The following is an 18,520-nucleotide window of genomic DNA, read 5'->3' as shown; positions in this document are numbered from 1 at the left end:
GAAAAATGTTATTAATCGTTGAGCTAAAGTCATTAGAGATGCTTTGCCCTTAATGTGACCATATCGCAATAAGTTATGTTTTTAAATTGAGGGCATTATTATGAAAAAAATACCCTGCGTGATGATGCGAGGTGGAACCTCGAGGGGGGCGTTCCTGTTAGCGGAACATTTACCCGAAGATCAAACGCAGCGCGATAAAATATTGATGGCAATTATGGGTTCCGGGAATGATCTGGAAATTGACGGTATCGGCGGCGGTAATCCGCTGACCAGTAAAGTCGCCATTATTAGCCGTTCCAGCGATTCGCGTGCTGATGTCGATTATTTGTTTGCACAGGTAATCGTCCATGAGCAGCGTGTCGATACTACGCCTAACTGCGGCAATATGTTGTCTGGCGTTGGGGCATTCGCGATTGAAAATGGTTTGATCACTGCAACGTCACCGGTTACTCGCGTGCGTATCCGCAACGTCAATACTGACACTCTCATCGAAGCTGATGTGCAAACGCCAAATGGTGTCGTCGAGTACGAAGGTAGCGCCAGAATTGACGGCGTGCCAGGAACTGCCGCACCGGTCGCGCTCACTTTCCTGAATGCCGCAGGGACGAAAACTGGAAAAGTTTTCCCGACGGATAAACCGATTGATTATTTTGACGATGTTCCGGTGACCTGTATCGATATGGCCATGCCGGTGGTCATTATTCCTGCTGAATATCTTGGAAAAACAGGCTATGAATTGCCTGTGGAATTAGATGCTGATAAAGCATTATTAGCCCGTGTTGAATCTATCCGTCTGCAAGCCGGTAAAGCAATGGGGTTAGGAGATGTCAGTAATATGGTAATTCCTAAACCCGTGCTTATTTCCCCAGCGCAGAAAGGCGGTGCGATTAATGTACGTTATTTTATGCCGCATTCTTGTCATCGCGCGCTGGCGATAACCGGAGCTATTGCCATATCCAGTAGCTGTGCGCTGGAAGGCACGGTCACCCGGCAAATTGTTCCTTCAGTGGGTTACGGCAATATCAATATTGAACACCCCAGTGGTGCGCTTGACGTTCATTTAAGTAATGAAGGTCAGGATGCCACAACGTTACGTGCATCTGTTATTCGGACGACCAGAAAAATATTTTCCGGTGAAGTTTATCTTCCCTGAAAAATTTCTTTGTCGTGATAAGGACAATCAATAAAGGAATTCTGTATTAATAATACAGAAAGTGCAGGATATTAAATGAATAAAAAATCATTATGGAAGCTAATTCTGATATTAGCGATCCCGTGTATTATTGGCTTTATGCCAGCCCCGGCAGGATTAAGTGAACTGGCGTGGGTGCTTTTTGGTATTTATCTGGCAGCAATTGTAGGGCTGGTCATCAAGCCTTTCCCGGAACCTGTCGTGCTGTTAATTGCGGTTGCTGCCTCGATGGTGGTGGTGGGTAACTTATCTGGTGGAGAGTTCAAAACCACCGCCGTACTAAGTGGATACTCTTCCGGTACAACCTGGCTGGTATTCTCTGCGTTCACCTTAAGCGCCGCGTTTGTTACCACCGGCTTAGGTAAACGTATCGCTTATCTGCTGATTGGTAAAATTGGTAGCACTACCCTGGGACTGGGTTACGTTACCGTATTCCTCGATCTGGTACTGGCTCCGGCAACACCGTCTAACACCGCGCGTGCTGGCGGTATCGTATTGCCGATTATCAACAGCGTGGTGGTGGCTCTGGGTTCTGAACCGGAAAAAAGCCCGCGTCGTGTTGGGCATTACCTGATGATGTCCATTTACATGGTCACCAAAACCACCAGCTATATGTTCTTTACCGCAATGGCGGGGAACATCCTGGCGCTGAAAATGATCAACGACATTCTGCACCTGCAAATTAGCTGGGGTGGGTGGGCGCTGGCTGCCGGTTTGCCTGGCATCATTATGCTGCTGGTCACTCCACTGGTGATTTACACCATGTATCCACCAGAAATCAAAAAAGTGGATAACAAAACCATCGCCAAAGCGGGTCTTTCTGAACTGGGGCCGATGAAAATTCGCGAAAAAATGCTGCTCGGTGTATTTGTGCTGGCGCTGCTGGGGTGGATTTTCAGTAAGACTCTTGGGGTTGATGAATCTACCGTGGCTATTGTTGTTATGGTGACCATGCTGCTGCTGGGTATTGTGACCTGGGAAGACGTGGTTAAAAATAAAGGCGGCTGGAATACCTTAATCTGGTACGGCGGTATTATCGGCTTAAGCTCACTATTATCGAAAGTAAAATTCTTTGAATGGTTAGCCGAAGTCTTTAAAAATAATCTGGCATTTGATGGTCACGGTAACGTTGCCTTCTTCGTGATTATTTTCCTTAGCATCATTGTGCGTTATTTCTTCGCTTCCGGTAGTGCCTATATCGTAGCTATGTTACCGGTATTTGCCATGCTGGCGAATGTCTCCGGTGCACCGTTAATGTTAACCGCGTTGGCTCTGCTGTTCTCCAACTCCTACGGCGGCATGGTCACTCACTATGGCGGCGCGGCAGGTCCGGTCATCTTCGGCGTGGGTTACAACGATATTAAATCCTGGTGGTTGGTCGGTGCGGTACTGACGATATTAACTTTCCTGGTACATATCACCCTCGGTGTATGGTGGTGGAATATGCTGATCGGCTGGAACATGCTGTAAATATTCTCAAATATCCCTTCATTATCTTTCTGCGCACTTTACGGTGCGCAGATATCTGGAGTCTCTGATGATCAAGTTGTCTGAAAAAGGCGTGTTTCTCGCCAGTAATAACGAAATAATTGCCGAAGAATATTTCACTGGCGAAATAAAAAAAGAAGAAGCCAAAAAAGGCACGATTTCCTGGTCTATTCTCTCTTCCCATAATACGTCAGGAAATATGGACAAACTTAAAATTAAGTTTGATTCATTGGCCTCACACGATATTACCTTTGTCGGGATTATTCAGACCGCCAAAGCCTCCGGGATGGAGCGTTTTCCGCTGCCGTATGTGCTGACCAATTGCCATAACTCATTGTGTGCAGTGGGTGGCACTATTAATGGCGATGACCATATTTTTGGTTTATCGGCAGCTCAGCGTTATGGCGGTATTTTTGTGCCTCCGCACATTGCGGTAATCCATCAATATATGCGTGAGATGATGGCAGGCGGCGGAAAAATGATCCTCGGGTCAGACAGCCATACCCGCTACGGTGCGTTAGGTACGATGGCGGTTGGTGAAGGCGGCGGCGAGCTGGTTAAGCAACTGCTGAATGACACCTGGGATATCGACTATCCGGGCGTAGTAGCGGTACATCTGACCGGCAAACCAGCCCCCTATGTCGGGCCGTAGGATGTGGCGCTGGCGATTATCGGTGCGGTGTTCAAAAACGGTTATGTCAAAAACAAAGTGATGGAGTTCGTGGGGTCGGGTGTTGCGGCTCTCTCTACCGATTTCCGTAACAGCGTTGACGTGATGACCACTGAAACCACCTGTTTAAGCTCCGTCTGGCAAACTGATGACGAAGTGCATAACTGGCTGGCGCTGCACGGTCGCGGTGAGGATTACAGCCAGCTTAATCCACAGCCAATGGCTTATTACGACGGCTGTATTAGCGTTGATTTAAGCGCCATCAAGCCAATGATTGCGCTGCCATTCCATCCGAGCAACGTCTATGAAATTGACACGCTGAACCAGAATCTGACTGACATTCTGCGTGAGATTGAAATTGAGTCCGAACGCGTAGCGCATGGTAAAGCCAAACTCTCGCTGCTGGATAAAGTGGAAAATGGTCGCCTGAAAGTGCAGCAGGGGATTATTGCGGGTTGCTCTGGCGGTAACTATGAAAACGTCATCGCCGCAGCAAATGCGCTGCGCGGTCAATCTTGTGGCAACGACACTTTCTCGCTGGCGGTTTACCCGTCATCACAGCCGGTGTTTATGGATTTAGCCAAAAAAGGCGTAGTGGCGGATTTGATTGGCGCAGGCGCAATCATCAGAACCGCATTCTGCGGCCCATGTTTTGGCGCGGGTGATACGCCAATCAACAACGGTTTGAGTATTCGCCACACCACGCGTAACTTCCCGAACCGTGAAGGCTCTAAGCCAGCCAATGGCCAAATGTCAGCGGTGGCGTTGATGGACGCTCGTTCTATCGCCGCAACTGCCGCAAACGGTGGGTACTTAACTTCTGCCAGCGAACTCGACTGCTGGGGCAACGTGCCGGAGTACGCCTTCGATGTAACTCCGTATAAAAACCGTGTTTATCAGGGCTTTGTGAAAGGGGCGACTCAGCAACCGCTGATCTACGGGCCGAACATCAAAGACTGGCCAGAATTAGGTGCGCTGACTGACAATATCGTCCTTAAAGTGTGTTCGAAGATCCTCGACGAAGTGACCACTACCGACGAATTGATTCCTTCCGGTGAAACCTCTTCGTATCGTTCAAATCCGATTGGTCTGGCGGAGTTTACTTTGTCACGCCGCGATCCGGGTTATGTCGGCAGAAGTAAAGCCACTGCCGAGCTGGAAAATAAACGTCTGGCGGGGAACATCAGCGAGCTGGCAGAGGTGTTTGCGCGTATTAAGCAGATTGCTGGTCAGGAAAATATTGATCCGCTGCAAACTGAAATTGGCAGCATGGTCTATGCGGTCAAACCAGGCGATGGTTCTGCGCGTGAACAGGCGGCAAGCTGCCAGCGTGTAATTGGCGGTCTGGCGAATATTGCTGAGGAATATGCGACTAAACGTTACCGTTCTAACGTCATCAACTGGGGGATGTTACCGCTGCAAATGGTGGAAGTGCCGAGCTTTGACGTGGGGGATTACATTTATATTCCAGGCATTAAATCGGCGCTGGATAATCCCGGTACGACGTTCAAAGGTTACGTGATCCATGAAGATGTGCCAGTAACAGAAATTACACTCTATATGGAGAACCTGACTGCCGAAGAGCGCGAAATTATCAAGGCGGGGAGTTTGATTAACTTCAATAAAAACCGTCAGATGTAAAAAGCGTCATGTGAATGTAGGTCGCATCCGGCACTTATTGTCGGATGCGATGCTTGCGCATCTTATCCGACCTACGAATCGCATTGAACCGTAGGCCGGATAAGGCGTTTACGCCGCATCCGGCACTTATTGTCGGATGCGATGCTTGTGCATCTTATCCGACCTACAAATCGCATCGAACCTGTAGGCCGGATAAGGCGTTTACGCCGCATCCGGCCAATAGTTAACAGCGCTTACTTCTTCGCCTCTGCAACCACTTTGCTACCCACGCCGCGGTTATTGTATTCCCACATACGGTTGTAGTTTGTGTCATTCAGATTGCGCTGCACTTCGTCATCATCATCAACGCTGCCGGTGTTACCCGCAAACGGACGATTAGAGATCACCGCATCGGCCCACGGTTTGACAGTGTTGAAGCCTTCGTTGATCACACTGTCACGGATTACCACCTGACCGTTGGTATTGGCATCAACATCCAGCGAGCGGCCTAATTGCGCGACACCATCACCAGAAGCATTGAAACGGCTGTTTACCGCGAGGAAACCGTAATAGATGTTAGACAGCGTCGCCGGTGCAAAAACATACGCTTCCTGCTGGGTACGAGAGTTCACCACGCGGAATTCGGTGTTATCGAACACCACTGCGCCACGACCGGAAACGATATCCACATCCCCTTCAATGTAGCTATTTGTCACCAGTGTACGCGGCTGGCGATTGGTTTCCAGACGGTTCTGCACACCGCTGTTGGTGACAAAGAAGGTATTCTGACGACCGAGAATATTGACGTTATTGATCTGCACTTTATCGCCATCGGTACGCAGCGCCACCGCCGGATGATTACCCGCATCTACGCTATCGCCCAGGGTGTTTTCGATGGTCAGATTTTGCAGTTGCAGACCATTGTTTTGCGACCAGAAGACCGCAGAACACAGTACACCGATACTGTCGCTGCGTTTGCTCTGGCAGCTATCGTACATATACCACGCTGGTTTACCTGGCATATATTTGCCGCGTGGGTTGACGTCGTGACGCCAGTCGGCAGGACTCATTCCACCATCAAGGGAAAGCCCAATTTTGACATCAATCGGTTTTTCACCCGTACCGTACAAAGTGATTCCACCCGGAGCTGCAGGAACGTAAACCGTGCCTTCATACTCACCTGGCAGCACGGCAATATACTGGCGCTTATTGGTGCGCTTGATAATTGCCGCATCCACCGCAGCCTGAATGGCCGTGTGCGTCACACCTTGTGTACCCGCCGGTCCAACAACAAAGTCAGGTTGCGCGGGCAGGGTAATCGGTGAAGGGTTCCACGCTGCAGCACCTGGCGTCAGTGAGGAGAAATAGTGCTGCGCATCGAAATTCTGCGCTTCTTTTGCCGACAGAATCGGGCGAGAAGACGTACCAGGTGCGGTTTGATCAGAAGGACGTTGATCGGGCGGTGTTGAGCTACAGGCGGTCAGCGTCACGCCAAAAGCCAGTGCCAGCGCCAGACGGGAAACTGAAAATGTGTTCACAGGTTGCTCCGGGCTTTGAAATGGAAAAATGAATCCGTTGAAGCCTGCTTTTTTATACTAACTTTAGCGAAACGGGAAGGTAAAAAGACAAAAAGTTGTTTTTAATACCTTTAAGTGATGCCAGATGGTATCGCGCCATCTGGCAGAGTATTTAACTGAACATCGCGGTAATCGAGGCACTTGCCAGAGAGTGGAAATGGACGTTAAAGCCGACCATCGCGCCGCTGGCACCTTCATCGACATCAATACGTTCTACATCCAGTGCGTGAACGGTAAAAATGTAGCGATGGGTTTCGCCTTTCGGTGGCGCAGCGCCATCGTATCCGGTTTTACCAAAATCGGTACGCGTCTGCAAAACACCGTCTGGTATAGCCACCAGATCAGAGCCAAACCCTTGCGGCAATACGCGGGTATCGGCAGGCAAGTTAACAACTACCCAGTGCCACCAGCCAGAACCCGTTGGCGCATCCGGATCGTAACAGGTGACAACAAAACTTTTGGTTCCCGCAGGAACGTCGTCCCACGCCAGGTGCGGCGAAATATTATCGCCATCGTAGCCCATGCCATTAAAGACATGACGATGCGGCAACTTATCGCCATCGCGCAGATCATTACTGATGAGTTTCATGAACCCTCCTTTCTTGTTTGCAGAAAGTGTAGCCAGAAACACTCACGCTGACTTCTCGTTATTGGCAAAAAAATGTTTCATCCTGCACCGCTCGGTTAACGGCTGCCGTCAGGCGCTGTAACTGTTCCGGGCGAATAATATAGGGTGGCATCAGGTAGATAAGTTTGCCAAATGGCCGGATCCATACCCCCTGTTCGACGAAGAATTTTTGCAGAGCCGCCATATTTACCGGGCGTGTGGTTTCGACCACACCAATTGCCCCCAGCACGCGGACATCGGCAACCATTTCGGCGTCACGGGCGGGTGTGAGTTGCTCGCGTAGTTGTGCTTCAATAGCCGCTACCTGCTGCTGCCAGTCGCCAGATTCGATAATCGTCAGGCTGGCATTTGCTGCTGCGCAGGCCAGCGGATTACCCATAAAAGTTGGCCCATGCATAAAGCAGCCAGCTTCGCCGTTACTGATGGTTTCCGCAACCAGGCGCGTAGTGAGTGTGGCGGAAAGCGTCATTGTACCGCCCGTTAAGGCTTTGCCGAGACATAAAATATCCGGTGCGATACCCGCATGTTCGCAGGCAAAAAGTTTGCCGGTACGGCCAAAACCGGTGGCAATCTCGTCAGCAATCAGCAAGATACCTTCGCGATCGCACATTTTGCGGATTCGTTTTAACCACTCCGGATGGTACATACGCATCCCGCCTGCGCCCTGAACAATAGGTTCAATGATTACGGCAGCGATTTCATGACGATGCGCCGCCATTAGCCGCGCGAAGCCCACCATATCGCGCTCATCCCATTCGCCGTCCATACGGCTTTGCGGGGCGGGAGCAAACAAGTTTTCCGGCAGGTAGCCTTTCCACAGGCTGTGCATTGAGTTGTCCGGATCGCACACCGACATCGCGCCAAAAGTATCGCCATGATAACCATTGCGGAAGGTCAGAAAACGCTGGCGCGTTTCGCCTTTGGCCTGCCAGTACTGCAACGCCATCTTCATCGCCACTTCTACCGCCACGGAACCGGAGTCCGCGAGAAAAACGCACTCCAGCGATTCCGGCGTCATTGCCACCAGTTTGCGGCACAGCTCAATGGCTGGCGCATGGGTAATACCGCCAAACATCACGTGTGACATGGCATCAATTTGCGATTTCATCGCGGCATTGAGCTGTGGGTGATTGTAGCCGTGGATCGCCGCCCACCAGGAAGACATACCGTCAACCAAGCGTCTGGCGTCAGACAAAATCAGTTCGCAACCTTCTGCGCTCGCCACTGGATAAACCGGTAGTGGGGAGGTCATGGATGTGTACGGGTGCCAGATATGGCGTTGGTCAAAGGCAAGATCATCCGTTGTCATAATCGACTTGTAAACCAAATTGAAAAGTTTTAGGTTTACAAGTCTACACCGAATTAACAACAAAAAACACGTTTTGGAGAAGCCCCATGGCTCACCGCCCACGCTGGACATTGTCGCAAGTCACAGAATTATTTGAAAAACCATTACTGGATCTGCTGTTCGAAGCGCAGCAGGTTCACCGTCAGCATTTCGATCCTCGCCAGGTACAGGTCAGCACTTTGCTGTCGATTAAAACCGGCGCTTGTCCGGAAGATTGCAAATACTGCCCGCAAAGCTCTCGCTATAAAACCGGTCTGGAAGCTGAGCGGTTGATGGAAGTCGAACAGGTACTGGAATCAGCGCGCAAAGCGAAAGCGGCTGGCTCGACGCGCTTCTGCATGGGCGCGGCGTGGAAAAATCCGCACGAGCGCGATATGCCGTACCTGGAACAAATGGTGCAGGGGGTAAAAGCGATGGGCCTGGAAGCGTGTATGACGCTGGGCACGTTGAGCGAATCCCAGGCGCAGCGCCTCGCGAATGCCGGGCTGGATTACTACAACCACAACCTTGATACCTCGCCGGAGTTTTACGGCAACATCATCACTACACGCACTTATCAGGAGCGTCTTGATACGCTGGAAAAAGTGCGCGAAGCCGGGATCAAAGTCTGTTCTGGCGGCATTGTTGGTTTAGGTGAAACGGTGAAAGATCGCGCCGGATTATTGCTACAACTGGCGAATCTACCGACGCCACCGGAAAGTGTGCCGATCAACATGCTGGTGAAGGTGAAAGGCACGCCGCTGGCAGATAACGATGATGTCGATGCCTTTGATTTTATTCGTACCATTGCAGTGGCGCGGATCATGATGCCGACCTCATATGTGCGTCTTTCTGCCGGACGCGAGCAGATGAATGAACAGACTCAGGCGATGTGCTTTATGGCTGGGGCTAACTCGATTTTCTACGGCTGCAAATTGCTGACCACGCCGAATCCGGAAGAAGATAAAGACCTGCAACTGTTCCGCAAACTGGGGCTGAATCCGCAACAAACCGCCGTTCTGGCGGGCGATAACGAACAACAGCAGCGTCTGGAGCAGGCGCTGATGACCCCGGACACTGACGAATACTACAACGCGGCAGCCCTATGACCTGGCAGGAGAAAATCGACGCGGCGCTTGATGCGCGGCGCGAAGCTGATGCCCTGCGTCGTCGCTATCCGGTGGCGCAGGGAGCCGGACGCTGGCTGGTGGCAGATGGTCGCCAGTATCTGAACTTTTCCAGTAACGATTACCTCGGTTTAAGCCATCATCCGCACATCATCCGCGCCTGGCAGCAGGGTGTGGAACAATTTGGTGTCGGTAGCGGCGGTTCCGGGCATGTCAGCGGTTATAGCGTGGTGCATCAGGCGCTGGAAGAAGAACTGGCGGAGTGGCTGGGCTATTCGCGGGCGCTACTGTTTATCTCCGGTTTCGCTGCCAATCAGGCGGTCATTGCCGCGATGATGGCGAAAGAGGATCGCATCGTTGCCGACCGTCTTAGTCATGCTTCGTTGCTGGAGGCTGCCAGTTTAAGTCCGGCGCAGCTTCGCCGTTTTAGCCATAACGATGTCACTCATCTGACGCGTCTGCTTACAGCCTCCTGTCCGGGGCAGCAACTGGTGGTGACAGAAGGCGTGTTTAGCATGGACGGTGATAGCGCGCCGTTGGCAGAAATCCAGCAAGTAGCGCAACAGCACAACGCCTGGTTAATGGTCGACGATGCCCACGGGACGGGCGTTATCGGTGAGCAGGGGCGCGGCAGTTGCTGGCAGCAAAAGATGAAACCAGAATTGTTGGTGGTGACTTTTGGCAAAGGATTTGGCGTCAGTGGGGCGGCGGTACTTTGCTCCGATAGCGTGGCAGATTATCTGTTGCAGTTTGCCCGCCATCTTATCTACAGCACCAGTATGCCGCCCGCTCAGGCGCAGGCATTACGTGCATCGCTAGTGGTGATTCGTAGCGAAGAGGGTGACGCACGGCGGGAAAAACTGGCGGATCTGATTGCACGTTTTCGTAGTGGAGTACAGGGTTCGCCATTTACTCTCGCGGACTCATGCAGTGCCATCCAGCCATTAATCGTTGGTGATAACGCTCGCGCGCTACGCCTGGCAGAAAACCTGCGTCAGAAAGGTTGCTGGGTGACGGCGATTCGCCCGCCAACCGTACCCGCTGGCACCGCGCGGCTGCGCCTGACTTTAACCGCAGGGCATGAAATACCGGATATCGACCGTCTGCTGGAGGTGCTGCATGGCAACGGTTAATAAGCAGGCCATTGCGGCGGCATTTGGTCGGGCAGCCTCACAGTATGAGCAACACGCAGAGTTGCAGCGCCAGAGTGCCGACGCCTTACTGGCAATGCTCCCGCAACGCCAGTACGCCCGGGTGCTGGACGCTGGTTGCGGGCCTGGCTGGATGAGCCGCCGCTGGCGTGAACGTAGCGCACAGGTGACGGCACTGGATCTCTCTCCGCTTATGCTTGTACAGGCACGTCAGCAGGATGCCGCACATCATTACCTGACGGGGGATATCGAATCCTTACCGCTGGCGAACACGACGTTTGATCTCGCGTGGAGCAACCTTGCCGTGCAATGGTGCGCTGAATTATCTACGGCATTACGCGAGCTTTATCGGGTAGTGTGTCCTGGCGGAATTGTGGCGTTTACCACCCTGGCACAAGGCTCATTACCAGAGCTACATCAGGCATGGCAGGCTGTAGACGCACGCCCCCACGCTAATCACTTTTTACCGCCAGCAGAAATTGAACGGGCGTTGAAAGGTTTTCGTCATCAATACAATATTCAACCCATTACGCTGTGGTTTGATGACGCACTCAGCGCCATGCGTTCACTGAAAGGTATTGGTGCAACGCATCTTCACGAAGGGCGCGACCAGCGAGTATTAACACGTTCACAGTTACAGCGATTGCAACTGGCCTGGCCGCAACAACAGGGGCGATACCCTCTGACTTATCATCTTTTTTTGGGAGTGATTACTCGTGAGTAAACGCTTTTTTGTTACCGGGACGGACACCGAAGTGGGGAAAACCGTTGCCAGTTGTGCGCTTTTACAGGCCGCTAAGGCTGCAGGTTACCGGACAGCAGGTTATAAACCGGTGGCCTCCGGCAGCGAAATGACTGCAGAAGGTTTACGTAACAGCGACGCGCTGGCGTTACAGCGCAACAGCAGCTTGCACCTGGATTACGCTACGGTAAATCCTTACACCTTCGCTGAACCTACTTCGCCACATATCATCAGCGCGGAAGAGGGTAGACCGATTGAGCCGAAGGTAATGAGCGCCGGATTACGCGCGCTGGGGCAACAGGCTGACTGGGTGTTAGTGGAAGGTGCTGGTGGCTGGTTTACGCCGCTTTCTGCTACTTTCACTTTTGCCGATTGGGTGAAGAGCGAACAACTGCCGGTGATTCTGGTCGTTGGGATAAAACTGGGCTGCATTAATCACGCGATGCTGACAGCACAGGCAGTACAGCAGGCTGGACTCACTCTCGCAGGCTGGGTGGCAAACGATGTCACGCCGCCAGGCAAACGGCATGGCGAATATATGGCCACTCTCACACGAATGATTCCTGCACCGCTGCTGGGGGAAATCCCCTGGCTTGAGGAAAATCCAGAAAGTGCGTTAACCGGAAGATATATCACTCTCACTTCACTGAAGTAGCAAAAAATTGGTTGAATTGCGAGCGAGCTGGCGTTTTCAGTCGTCCGTAATTTAACCAATCAAAGGCTAAAAAAATCGCGAAAAAATTTTTACCCCTGCATTATACGATTAGTATGGGAATTGCCCAGGCGGCTGGACATAGGGGCTGCAGGCAGTTATCCACTATTCCTGTGGATAACCATGTGCATTAGAGTTAGAAAACGTAATGTAAGCGAGAGAATACGCGGCCTGCACGCAAATTGGCGCTAAAGACGGCTTAAGGAAATATATGTTATTTTTTAATTGGTTAGATAAATGCAATGGCTGTCAGGAAAGTGTCATCTCCTGCAATAAATCCGTCATCAGCCATCTTGACAAATGTTAAAAAAGCCATTGCTCTGGGGATAACCCTGCAACACTGGCGTTTTATCTCGTCACTGCGTCAATTTTGCCTACGGTTGACACCTTAGTTTACGGCGTAACAGAGATATTGTGGTGTGAGCCTGTTTTTTTATCCAGTGTTATTTGTTGGCATTATTAATCATGACGAGTAAAATTACACACCTGCCCGCCCACTCCTTCAGGTAGCGACTCATGAGTAAACCATTCAAACTGAATTCCGCGTTCAAACCTTCTGGCGATCAGCCGGAGGCGATTCGCCGCCTCAAAGAGGGGCTGGAGGATGGCCTCGCGCACCAGACTCTGCTCGGTGTGACGGGGTCGGGGAAAACCTTCACCATTGCTAATGTCATTGCTGATCTGCAACGCCCAACGATGGTGCTGGCACCCAACAAAACGCTGGCAGCGCAACTTTATGGTGAGATGAAAGAATTCTTCCCGGAAAACGCGGTGGAATACTTCGTCTCCTACTACGACTACTATCAGCCGGAAGCCTACGTACCAAGCTCTGATACGTTTATTGAGAAAGATGCCTCGGTAAACGAACATATTGAACAGATGCGTCTTTCAGCAACCAAAGCGTTGCTGGAGCGGCGGGATGTTATTGTTGTTGCGTCAGTTTCCGCTATTTATGGTCTGGGTGATCCTGATTTATATCTCAAAATGATGCTGCACCTCACGGTCGGCATGATTATCGACCAACGTGCGATCCTGCGTCGCCTGGCGGAGTTGCAATATACCCGCAATGACCAGGCATTCCAGCGCGGGACCTTCCGCGTGCGTGGTGAAGTGATCGACATTTTCCCGGCGGAGTCCGACGACATTGCGCTACGCGTGGAGCTGTTTGATGAAGAAGTTGAACGATTGTCGTTGTTTGATCCATTAACCGGGCAAATCGTTTCAACAGTCCCACGTTTTACCATCTACCCGAAAACGCACTATGTTACGCCGCGTGAACGCATTGTGCAGGCGATGGAAGAGATCAAAACAGAACTGGCGGACCGACGCAAAGTGCTGCTGGAAAACAATAAACTTTTGGAAGAGCAGCGTCTGACTCAACGAACCCAGTTTGATCTGGAGATGATGAATGAGCTGGGCTACTGTTCGGGGATTGAAAACTATTCGCGCTTTCTCTCCGGGCGTGGACCTGGCGAACCACCGCCGACGTTATTTGATTACCTGCCTGCCGATGGTCTGCTGGTGGTCGATGAATCTCACGTCACCATTCCACAAATTGGCGGAATGTATCGCGGTGACAGGGCGCGTAAAGAGACTCTGGTGGAGTATGGTTTCCGATTGCCATCGGCGCTGGATAACCGTCCGCTGAAATTTGAGGAGTTTGAAGCGCTGGCTCCGCAAACGATTTATGTTTCTGCGACTCCAGGTAATTACGAACTGGAGAAATCCGGTGGTGACGTGGTGGATCAGGTGGTGCGCCCGACTGGCTTGCTCGATCCGATTATCGAAGTGCGTCCGGTAGCGACCCAGGTCGATGATCTTCTTTCGGAGATTCGCCTGCGTGCGGCAATTAACGAACGCGTTCTGGTGACGACGTTGACCAAGCGAATGGCGGAAGATCTAACGGAATATCTGGAAGAACACGGTGAGCGCGTGCGTTATCTTCACTCCGACATTGATACCGTTGAGCGTATGGAGATTATCCGCGACTTGCGTCTGGGCGAGTTCGACGTACTGGTGGGGATCAACTTACTGCGTGAAGGTCTGGATATGCCGGAGGTCTCATTGGTGGCGATCCTCGATGCTGACAAAGAAGGGTTCCTGCGTTCAGAACGTTCGCTGATCCAGACCATTGGCCGTGCGGCGCGTAACATCAACGGCAAAGCGATTCTCTACGGTGATAAGATAACCCCGTCGATGGCGAAAGCGATTGGCGAAACGGAACGTCGTCGTGAGAAACAACAGCGGTACAACGAAGAGCATGGTATTACGCCACAAGGTCTTAATAAAAAAGTGGTCGATATCCTGGCGCTGGGGCAGAACATTGCCAAAACCAAAGCGAAGGGCAGAGGGAAATCGCGCCCGATTGTTGAGCCGGATAATGTGCCGATGGATATGTCGCCAAAAGCGTTGCAGCAGAAAATCCATGAGCTGGAAGGGCAGATGATGAAACATGCGCAAAACCTCGAATTCGAAGAGGCGGCGCAAATCCGTGACCAGTTGCATCAGTTGCGTGAGCTGTTTATTGCCGCGTCGTGACGAGATGAAGAAGCAGGAATGTTCTTCTTGTTTGAGGCTAATGAGAACGCAAAATTGCCTGATGCGCTACGCTTATCAGGCCTACATGATCTCTGCAATATATTGAATTTGCGCGGCTTGTAGGCCGTATCCGGCATGGATAACGTGCACTTTGTCAGCAATATGAATCCGGAATTCTCTTCCGGCTTCCCGTTAACCCAATGCCTGTAACGCCTTTTCCAGTGCGTTATGTAACAACTGGCGGTCATGGCGATAGGGGATATCGCTGGCCTCCAGTACGTCCTGAATCACTATTCTGTCGCTGACCGCAGAAACATCCACTTTCGGCCCAACGACTACGGCATCAATCACTTTCTTCCCGACATACTGTTCCATAATCGCCAGCTTATTTTCCAGCTTCAGATTCGCCGCAGGCAGGCTCAATTCACGCCCCAGATTGCCGATATAAACCATCGGCGCTGGCGTGCGGCGTAATGCCTGTGCTATTTCCTTAAGCAGCAGAATTGGCATCAGGCTGGTATAAAAACTGCCAGGTCCGATAAGGATCAGATCTGCGTCATTGATAGCATGAACCGCTTCACGCGTTGCGGGCACATTCGGGGTTAAGAGCAATTCCTGAATTGGCGTAGTTAACTGGTCGATATTGACCTCGCCATAAACTTCATGCCCCTGATCGTCAATGGCCATCAGATCAACGGGATGCTCTGACATCGGAATTAATTGCGCGTCCACTTTCAACAGATTACGAATTAAATTGATGGCTTCCAGAGGCCGCACGCTAAGGTGATCCAGCGCCTTTAACATCAAGTTTCCGAGATTATGCCCGGAAAGCTCGCCATTGCCGCCAAAACGGTATTCAAACATCGCGGAGGCGACGCTCGGTTCCGTTATCAGTTGGTTGAGGCAGTTGCGCATGTCGCCCCAGGCAATGCCGCCTTCTGAGCGGCGAATACGGCCTGTTGAACCGCCATTATCGGTGGTGGTGACAATGCCCGTTAAACGAGAGCCTAAAGATGAAAGTGATGAAAGAACGCGTCCTAATCCATGCCCTCCGCCGAGTGCAACAACACGATCAAGGTCAGCCAGCGTACGATTGCGCATATAGATTCCTGAAGTCAGATTATCCGCGCTACAGTAGCGCAACTGACAGGGAAACGGCAATTAACCTGCCAATATTGAGGATACAAATATTTTCTTCTACCTCTAAAGGACGAGGTTCGCTGTGCATCCCTGATGATGTATATCAAAGTAAAACCGTCATATTCCCTTATTCTGTAGCGAAATAGCACGATCATGACGCTATATATATGATTACATAGCGGAAAGTGTGAATGGTAAAAATCTCATTTACACGCTAGTATCGACATAACCACTAAACACTCTAGCCTCTGCACCTGGGTCAACTGATATGGTGCTTTGGCCGTGACAATGCTCATAAAGATTGCCACCAGGGCGAAGGAAGAAATGACTTCGCCTCCCGTATCTGGAAAGGTGTACATGGCTTCACAACTGACTGATGCATTTGCGCGTAAGTTTTATTACTTGCGCCTGTCGATTACCGATGTGTGTAACTTTCGTTGCACCTACTGCCTGCCGGATGGCTATAAGCCGAGCGGCGTCACCAATAAAGGCTTTCTGACCGTCGATGAAATTCGCCGGGTTACTCGCGCCTTCGCCAGTTTGGGCACCGAAAAAGTACGTCTGACAGGCGGTGAACCGTCTTTACGCCGCGACTTTACCGATATCATCGCTGCCGTGCGGGAAAACGACGCTATTCGTCAGATTGCGGTTACCACCAATGGTTACCGCCTGGAACGCGACGTGGCGAACTGGCGCGATGCCGGACTGACGGGGATTAACGTCAGTGTCGATAGCCTCGACGCTCGCCAGTTTTATGCTATTACCGGTCAGGATAAATTCAACCAGGTGATGGCGGGGATTGATGCCGCATTTGAAGCCGGGTTTGAGAAGGTCAAAGTCAATACCGTGCTGATGCGCGATGTCAATCATCACCAGCTCGACACCTTTCTGAACTGGATCCAGCATCGCCCCATCCAGTTACGTTTCATCGAACTGATGGAAACGGGCGAGGGTAGCGAACTTTTCCGTAAGCACCATATCTCTGGTCAGATTCTGCGTGACGAACTGCTGCGTCGCGGCTGGATCCATCAACTTCGTCAACGCAGCGACGGCCCCGCGCAAGTCTTTTGTCATCCGGATTACGCCGGAGAAATCGGCCTTATCATGCCGTATGAAAAAGATTTCTGCGCCACCTGCAACCGTCTGCGCGTCTCCTCCATTGGTAAACTCCATCTCTGCCTGTTTGGTGAAGGCGGCGTTAACCTGCGCGATCTGCTGGAAGATGATGCCCAGCAACAGGCGCTGGAAGCGCGTATTTCAGCGGCGCTGCGGGAGAAAAAACAGACCCATTTCCTGCATCAAAATAACACCGGTATTACGCAAAACTTATCGTACATTGGCGGCTAAAACGTCAAAAGGAGAGATCAGATGAGTCAGGTAAGCACTGAATTTATCCCGACCCGTATTGCTATTCTTACGGTTTCTAATCGTCGCGGTGAAGAAGACGATACCTCCGGTCATTATCTGCGCGATTCGGCGCAGGAAGCGGGCCATCACATTGTCGATAAAGCGATTGTTAAAGAAAACCGCTACGCCATCCGCGCGCAGGTATCTGCGTGGATCGCCAGCGACGATGTGCAAGTGGTGCTGATTACTGGCGGCACCGGACTGACGGAAGGCGATCAGGCACCAGAAGCGTTGCTGCCGCTGTTCGATCGTGAAGTCGAAGGCTTCGGTGAAGTATTCCGTATGTTGTCATTCGAAGAGATTGGCACCGCAACGTTGCAATCTCGTGCGATAGCGGGCGTTGCTAACAAGACACTGATTTTCGCTATGCCGGGTTCGACCAAAGCGTGCCGCACCGCATGGGAAAATATCATCGCGCCGCAACTGGATGCCCGTACACGTCCATGCAATTTCCATCCACATTTGAAGAAATAAGTATGTCGCAACTGACTCATATCAACGCCGCTGGCGAAGCGCACATGGTGGATGTCTCCGCCAAAGCGGAAACTGTACGTGAAGCACGGGCGGAAGCCTTTGTCACCATGCGCAGCGAGACGCTGGCGATGATCATCGATGGTCGTCACCACAAAGGCGACGTATTTGCCACCGCGCGGATTGCCGGTATTCAGGCGGCAAAACGTACATGGGATCTGATCCCACTGTGTCACCCGCTAATGCTCAGTAAAGTTGAAGTCAATTTGCAGGCAGAGCCGGAACACAATCGGGTACGTATAGAAACCTTATGCCGCCTGACCGGGAAAACCGGCGTCGAAATGGAAGCGTTAACCGCGGCCTCGGTGGCGGCGCTGACCATTTACGATATGTGTAAAGCCGTGCAAAAAGATATGGTGATTGGTCCGGTACGCCTGCTGGCGAAGAGCGGCGGCAAGTCGGGTGACTTTAAGGTGGAAGCGGATGATTAAAGTTCTTTTTTTCGCCCAGGTGCGCGAGCTGGTGGGGACCGATGCAACCGACGTTGCCGCGGATTTTCCAACCGTTGAAGCGTTACGCCAGCACCTGGCAGCGCAGAGCGATCGTTGGGCGCTGGCGCTGGAAGATGGCAAATTACTGGCTGCCGTCAACCAGACGCTGGTGAGTTTCGACCATCCGCTAACTGACGGCGACGAAGTGGCTTTCTTCCCGCCGGTAACCGGAGGCTAAG

At 51.7% G+C, this 18,520-nt stretch carries 15 protein-coding genes, 1 pseudogene and 1 riboswitch; of the genes and pseudogenes, 12 read left to right on the top strand and 4 right to left on the bottom strand.

From position 1 onward, the window contains the following. The first annotated feature begins 100 nt into the window (after positions 1–100). The 3 genes and pseudogenes from C1192_RS08485 (at position 101) to C1192_RS08475 (ending at position 4,991) form a co-directional block, all read left to right on the top strand. Positions 101–1,153 (top strand): 4-oxalomesaconate tautomerase, encoded by a 1,053-nt coding sequence (locus tag C1192_RS08485; protein ID WP_001516020.1) that lies wholly within the window; start codon positions 101–103, stop codon positions 1,151–1,153. 75 nt (positions 1,154–1,228) lie between these two features. Beyond that, positions 1,229–2,662, top strand: a complete 1,434-nt coding sequence (locus C1192_RS08480) for an anion permease (RefSeq protein WP_038354542.1) — start codon at positions 1,229–1,231, stop codon at positions 2,660–2,662. Positions 2,663–2,729: 67 nt separating this feature from the next. After that, positions 2,730–4,991: pseudogene (locus C1192_RS08475) on the top strand (hydratase). 233 nt (positions 4,992–5,224) lie between these two features. Here the strand turns inward: C1192_RS08475 and C1192_RS08470 are convergent. From C1192_RS08470 to bioA, 3 genes are all read right to left on the bottom strand, one after another. Then, a complete protein-coding gene (locus tag C1192_RS08470) occupies positions 5,225–6,508 on the bottom strand; it encodes a putative acyl-CoA thioester hydrolase (RefSeq protein ID WP_038354541.1) in 1,284 nt (427 codons plus the stop codon). A gap of 151 nt (positions 6,509–6,659) precedes the next feature. After that, positions 6,660–7,136, bottom strand: coding sequence for a kinase inhibitor (locus C1192_RS08465; protein WP_001516024.1), 477 nt, complete (start codon positions 7,134–7,136; stop codon positions 6,660–6,662). A 58-nt stretch (positions 7,137–7,194) separates the two neighbouring features. After that, positions 7,195–8,484, bottom strand: a complete 1,290-nt coding sequence (gene bioA / locus C1192_RS08460) for an adenosylmethionine--8-amino-7-oxononanoate transaminase (RefSeq protein ID WP_001516025.1) — start codon at positions 8,482–8,484, stop codon at positions 7,195–7,197. An 86-nt stretch (positions 8,485–8,570) separates the two neighbouring features. On the opposite strand from bioA, the gene bioB reads away from it, so the two are divergent. The 5 genes from bioB (at position 8,571) to uvrB (ending at position 14,772) form a co-directional block, all read left to right on the top strand. Beyond that, complete coding sequence (bioB, locus tag C1192_RS08455; protein ID WP_000951218.1) at positions 8,571–9,611, top strand: biotin synthase BioB; 1,041 nt, start codon at positions 8,571–8,573, stop codon at positions 9,609–9,611. Then, positions 9,608–10,762, top strand: a complete 1,155-nt coding sequence (bioF, locus tag C1192_RS08450) for an 8-amino-7-oxononanoate synthase (RefSeq protein WP_038354540.1) — start codon at positions 9,608–9,610, stop codon at positions 10,760–10,762. Before bioB ends, bioF begins: the two co-directional genes overlap by 4 nt. Continuing rightward, entirely contained in the window at positions 10,749–11,504 is a 756-nt protein-coding gene (bioC, locus tag C1192_RS08445; protein ID WP_001516028.1) for a malonyl-ACP O-methyltransferase BioC, read from the top strand. Before bioF ends, bioC begins: the two co-directional genes overlap by 14 nt. Beyond that, positions 11,497–12,177 carry a dethiobiotin synthase gene (gene bioD, locus C1192_RS08440; RefSeq protein ID WP_016248499.1) on the top strand — a complete coding sequence of 227 codons (681 nt, stop codon included), beginning with the start codon at positions 11,497–11,499 and terminating at the stop codon, positions 12,175–12,177. The genes bioC and bioD overlap by 8 nt, the downstream gene beginning before the upstream one ends. Positions 12,178–12,750: 573 nt before the next feature. Further along, the gene (gene uvrB, locus C1192_RS08435) at positions 12,751–14,772 is read left to right on the top strand and encodes an excinuclease ABC subunit UvrB (protein WP_000042544.1); all 2,022 of its coding nucleotides are present in this window, start codon (positions 12,751–12,753) and stop codon (positions 14,770–14,772) included. A 192-nt stretch (positions 14,773–14,964) separates the two neighbouring features. Here uvrB and yvcK read toward each other — a convergent pair whose 3' ends face one another. Further along, the gene (gene yvcK / locus C1192_RS08430; RefSeq protein ID WP_038354539.1) at positions 14,965–15,873 is read right to left on the bottom strand and encodes a uridine diphosphate-N-acetylglucosamine-binding protein YvcK; all 909 of its coding nucleotides are present in this window, start codon (positions 15,871–15,873) and stop codon (positions 14,965–14,967) included. A gap of 264 nt (positions 15,874–16,137) precedes the next feature. Then, positions 16,138–16,282, top strand: a riboswitch (molybdenum cofactor riboswitch). Between yvcK and moaA the strand changes: the two genes are divergently transcribed. From moaA to moaD, 4 genes are all read left to right on the top strand, one after another. Further along, positions 16,270–17,259, top strand: coding sequence for a GTP 3',8-cyclase MoaA (gene moaA, locus C1192_RS08425; protein WP_001516029.1), 990 nt, complete (start codon positions 16,270–16,272; stop codon positions 17,257–17,259). It overlaps the preceding riboswitch by 13 nt. 21 nt (positions 17,260–17,280) lie before the next feature. Then, positions 17,281–17,793 (top strand): molybdenum cofactor biosynthesis protein B, encoded by a 513-nt coding sequence (moaB, locus tag C1192_RS08420; protein WP_001516030.1) that lies wholly within the window; start codon positions 17,281–17,283, stop codon positions 17,791–17,793. A gap of 2 nt (positions 17,794–17,795) precedes the next feature. Continuing rightward, positions 17,796–18,281, top strand: a complete 486-nt coding sequence (gene moaC, locus C1192_RS08415) for a cyclic pyranopterin monophosphate synthase MoaC (RefSeq protein ID WP_000080885.1) — start codon at positions 17,796–17,798, stop codon at positions 18,279–18,281. Continuing rightward, complete coding sequence (gene moaD / locus C1192_RS08410; protein WP_001516032.1) at positions 18,274–18,519, top strand: molybdopterin synthase sulfur carrier subunit; 246 nt, start codon at positions 18,274–18,276, stop codon at positions 18,517–18,519. Before moaC ends, moaD begins: the two co-directional genes overlap by 8 nt. The last annotated feature ends 1 nt before the right edge of the window (position 18,520 follow it).

The sequence above is a fragment of the Escherichia marmotae genome, assembly GCF_002900365.1.
Lineage (GTDB): Bacteria > Pseudomonadota > Gammaproteobacteria > Enterobacterales > Enterobacteriaceae > Escherichia > Escherichia marmotae.
Note: the sequence above shows the minus strand (reverse complement) of the source record. Positions and strands in the feature narration are given on the sequence as shown.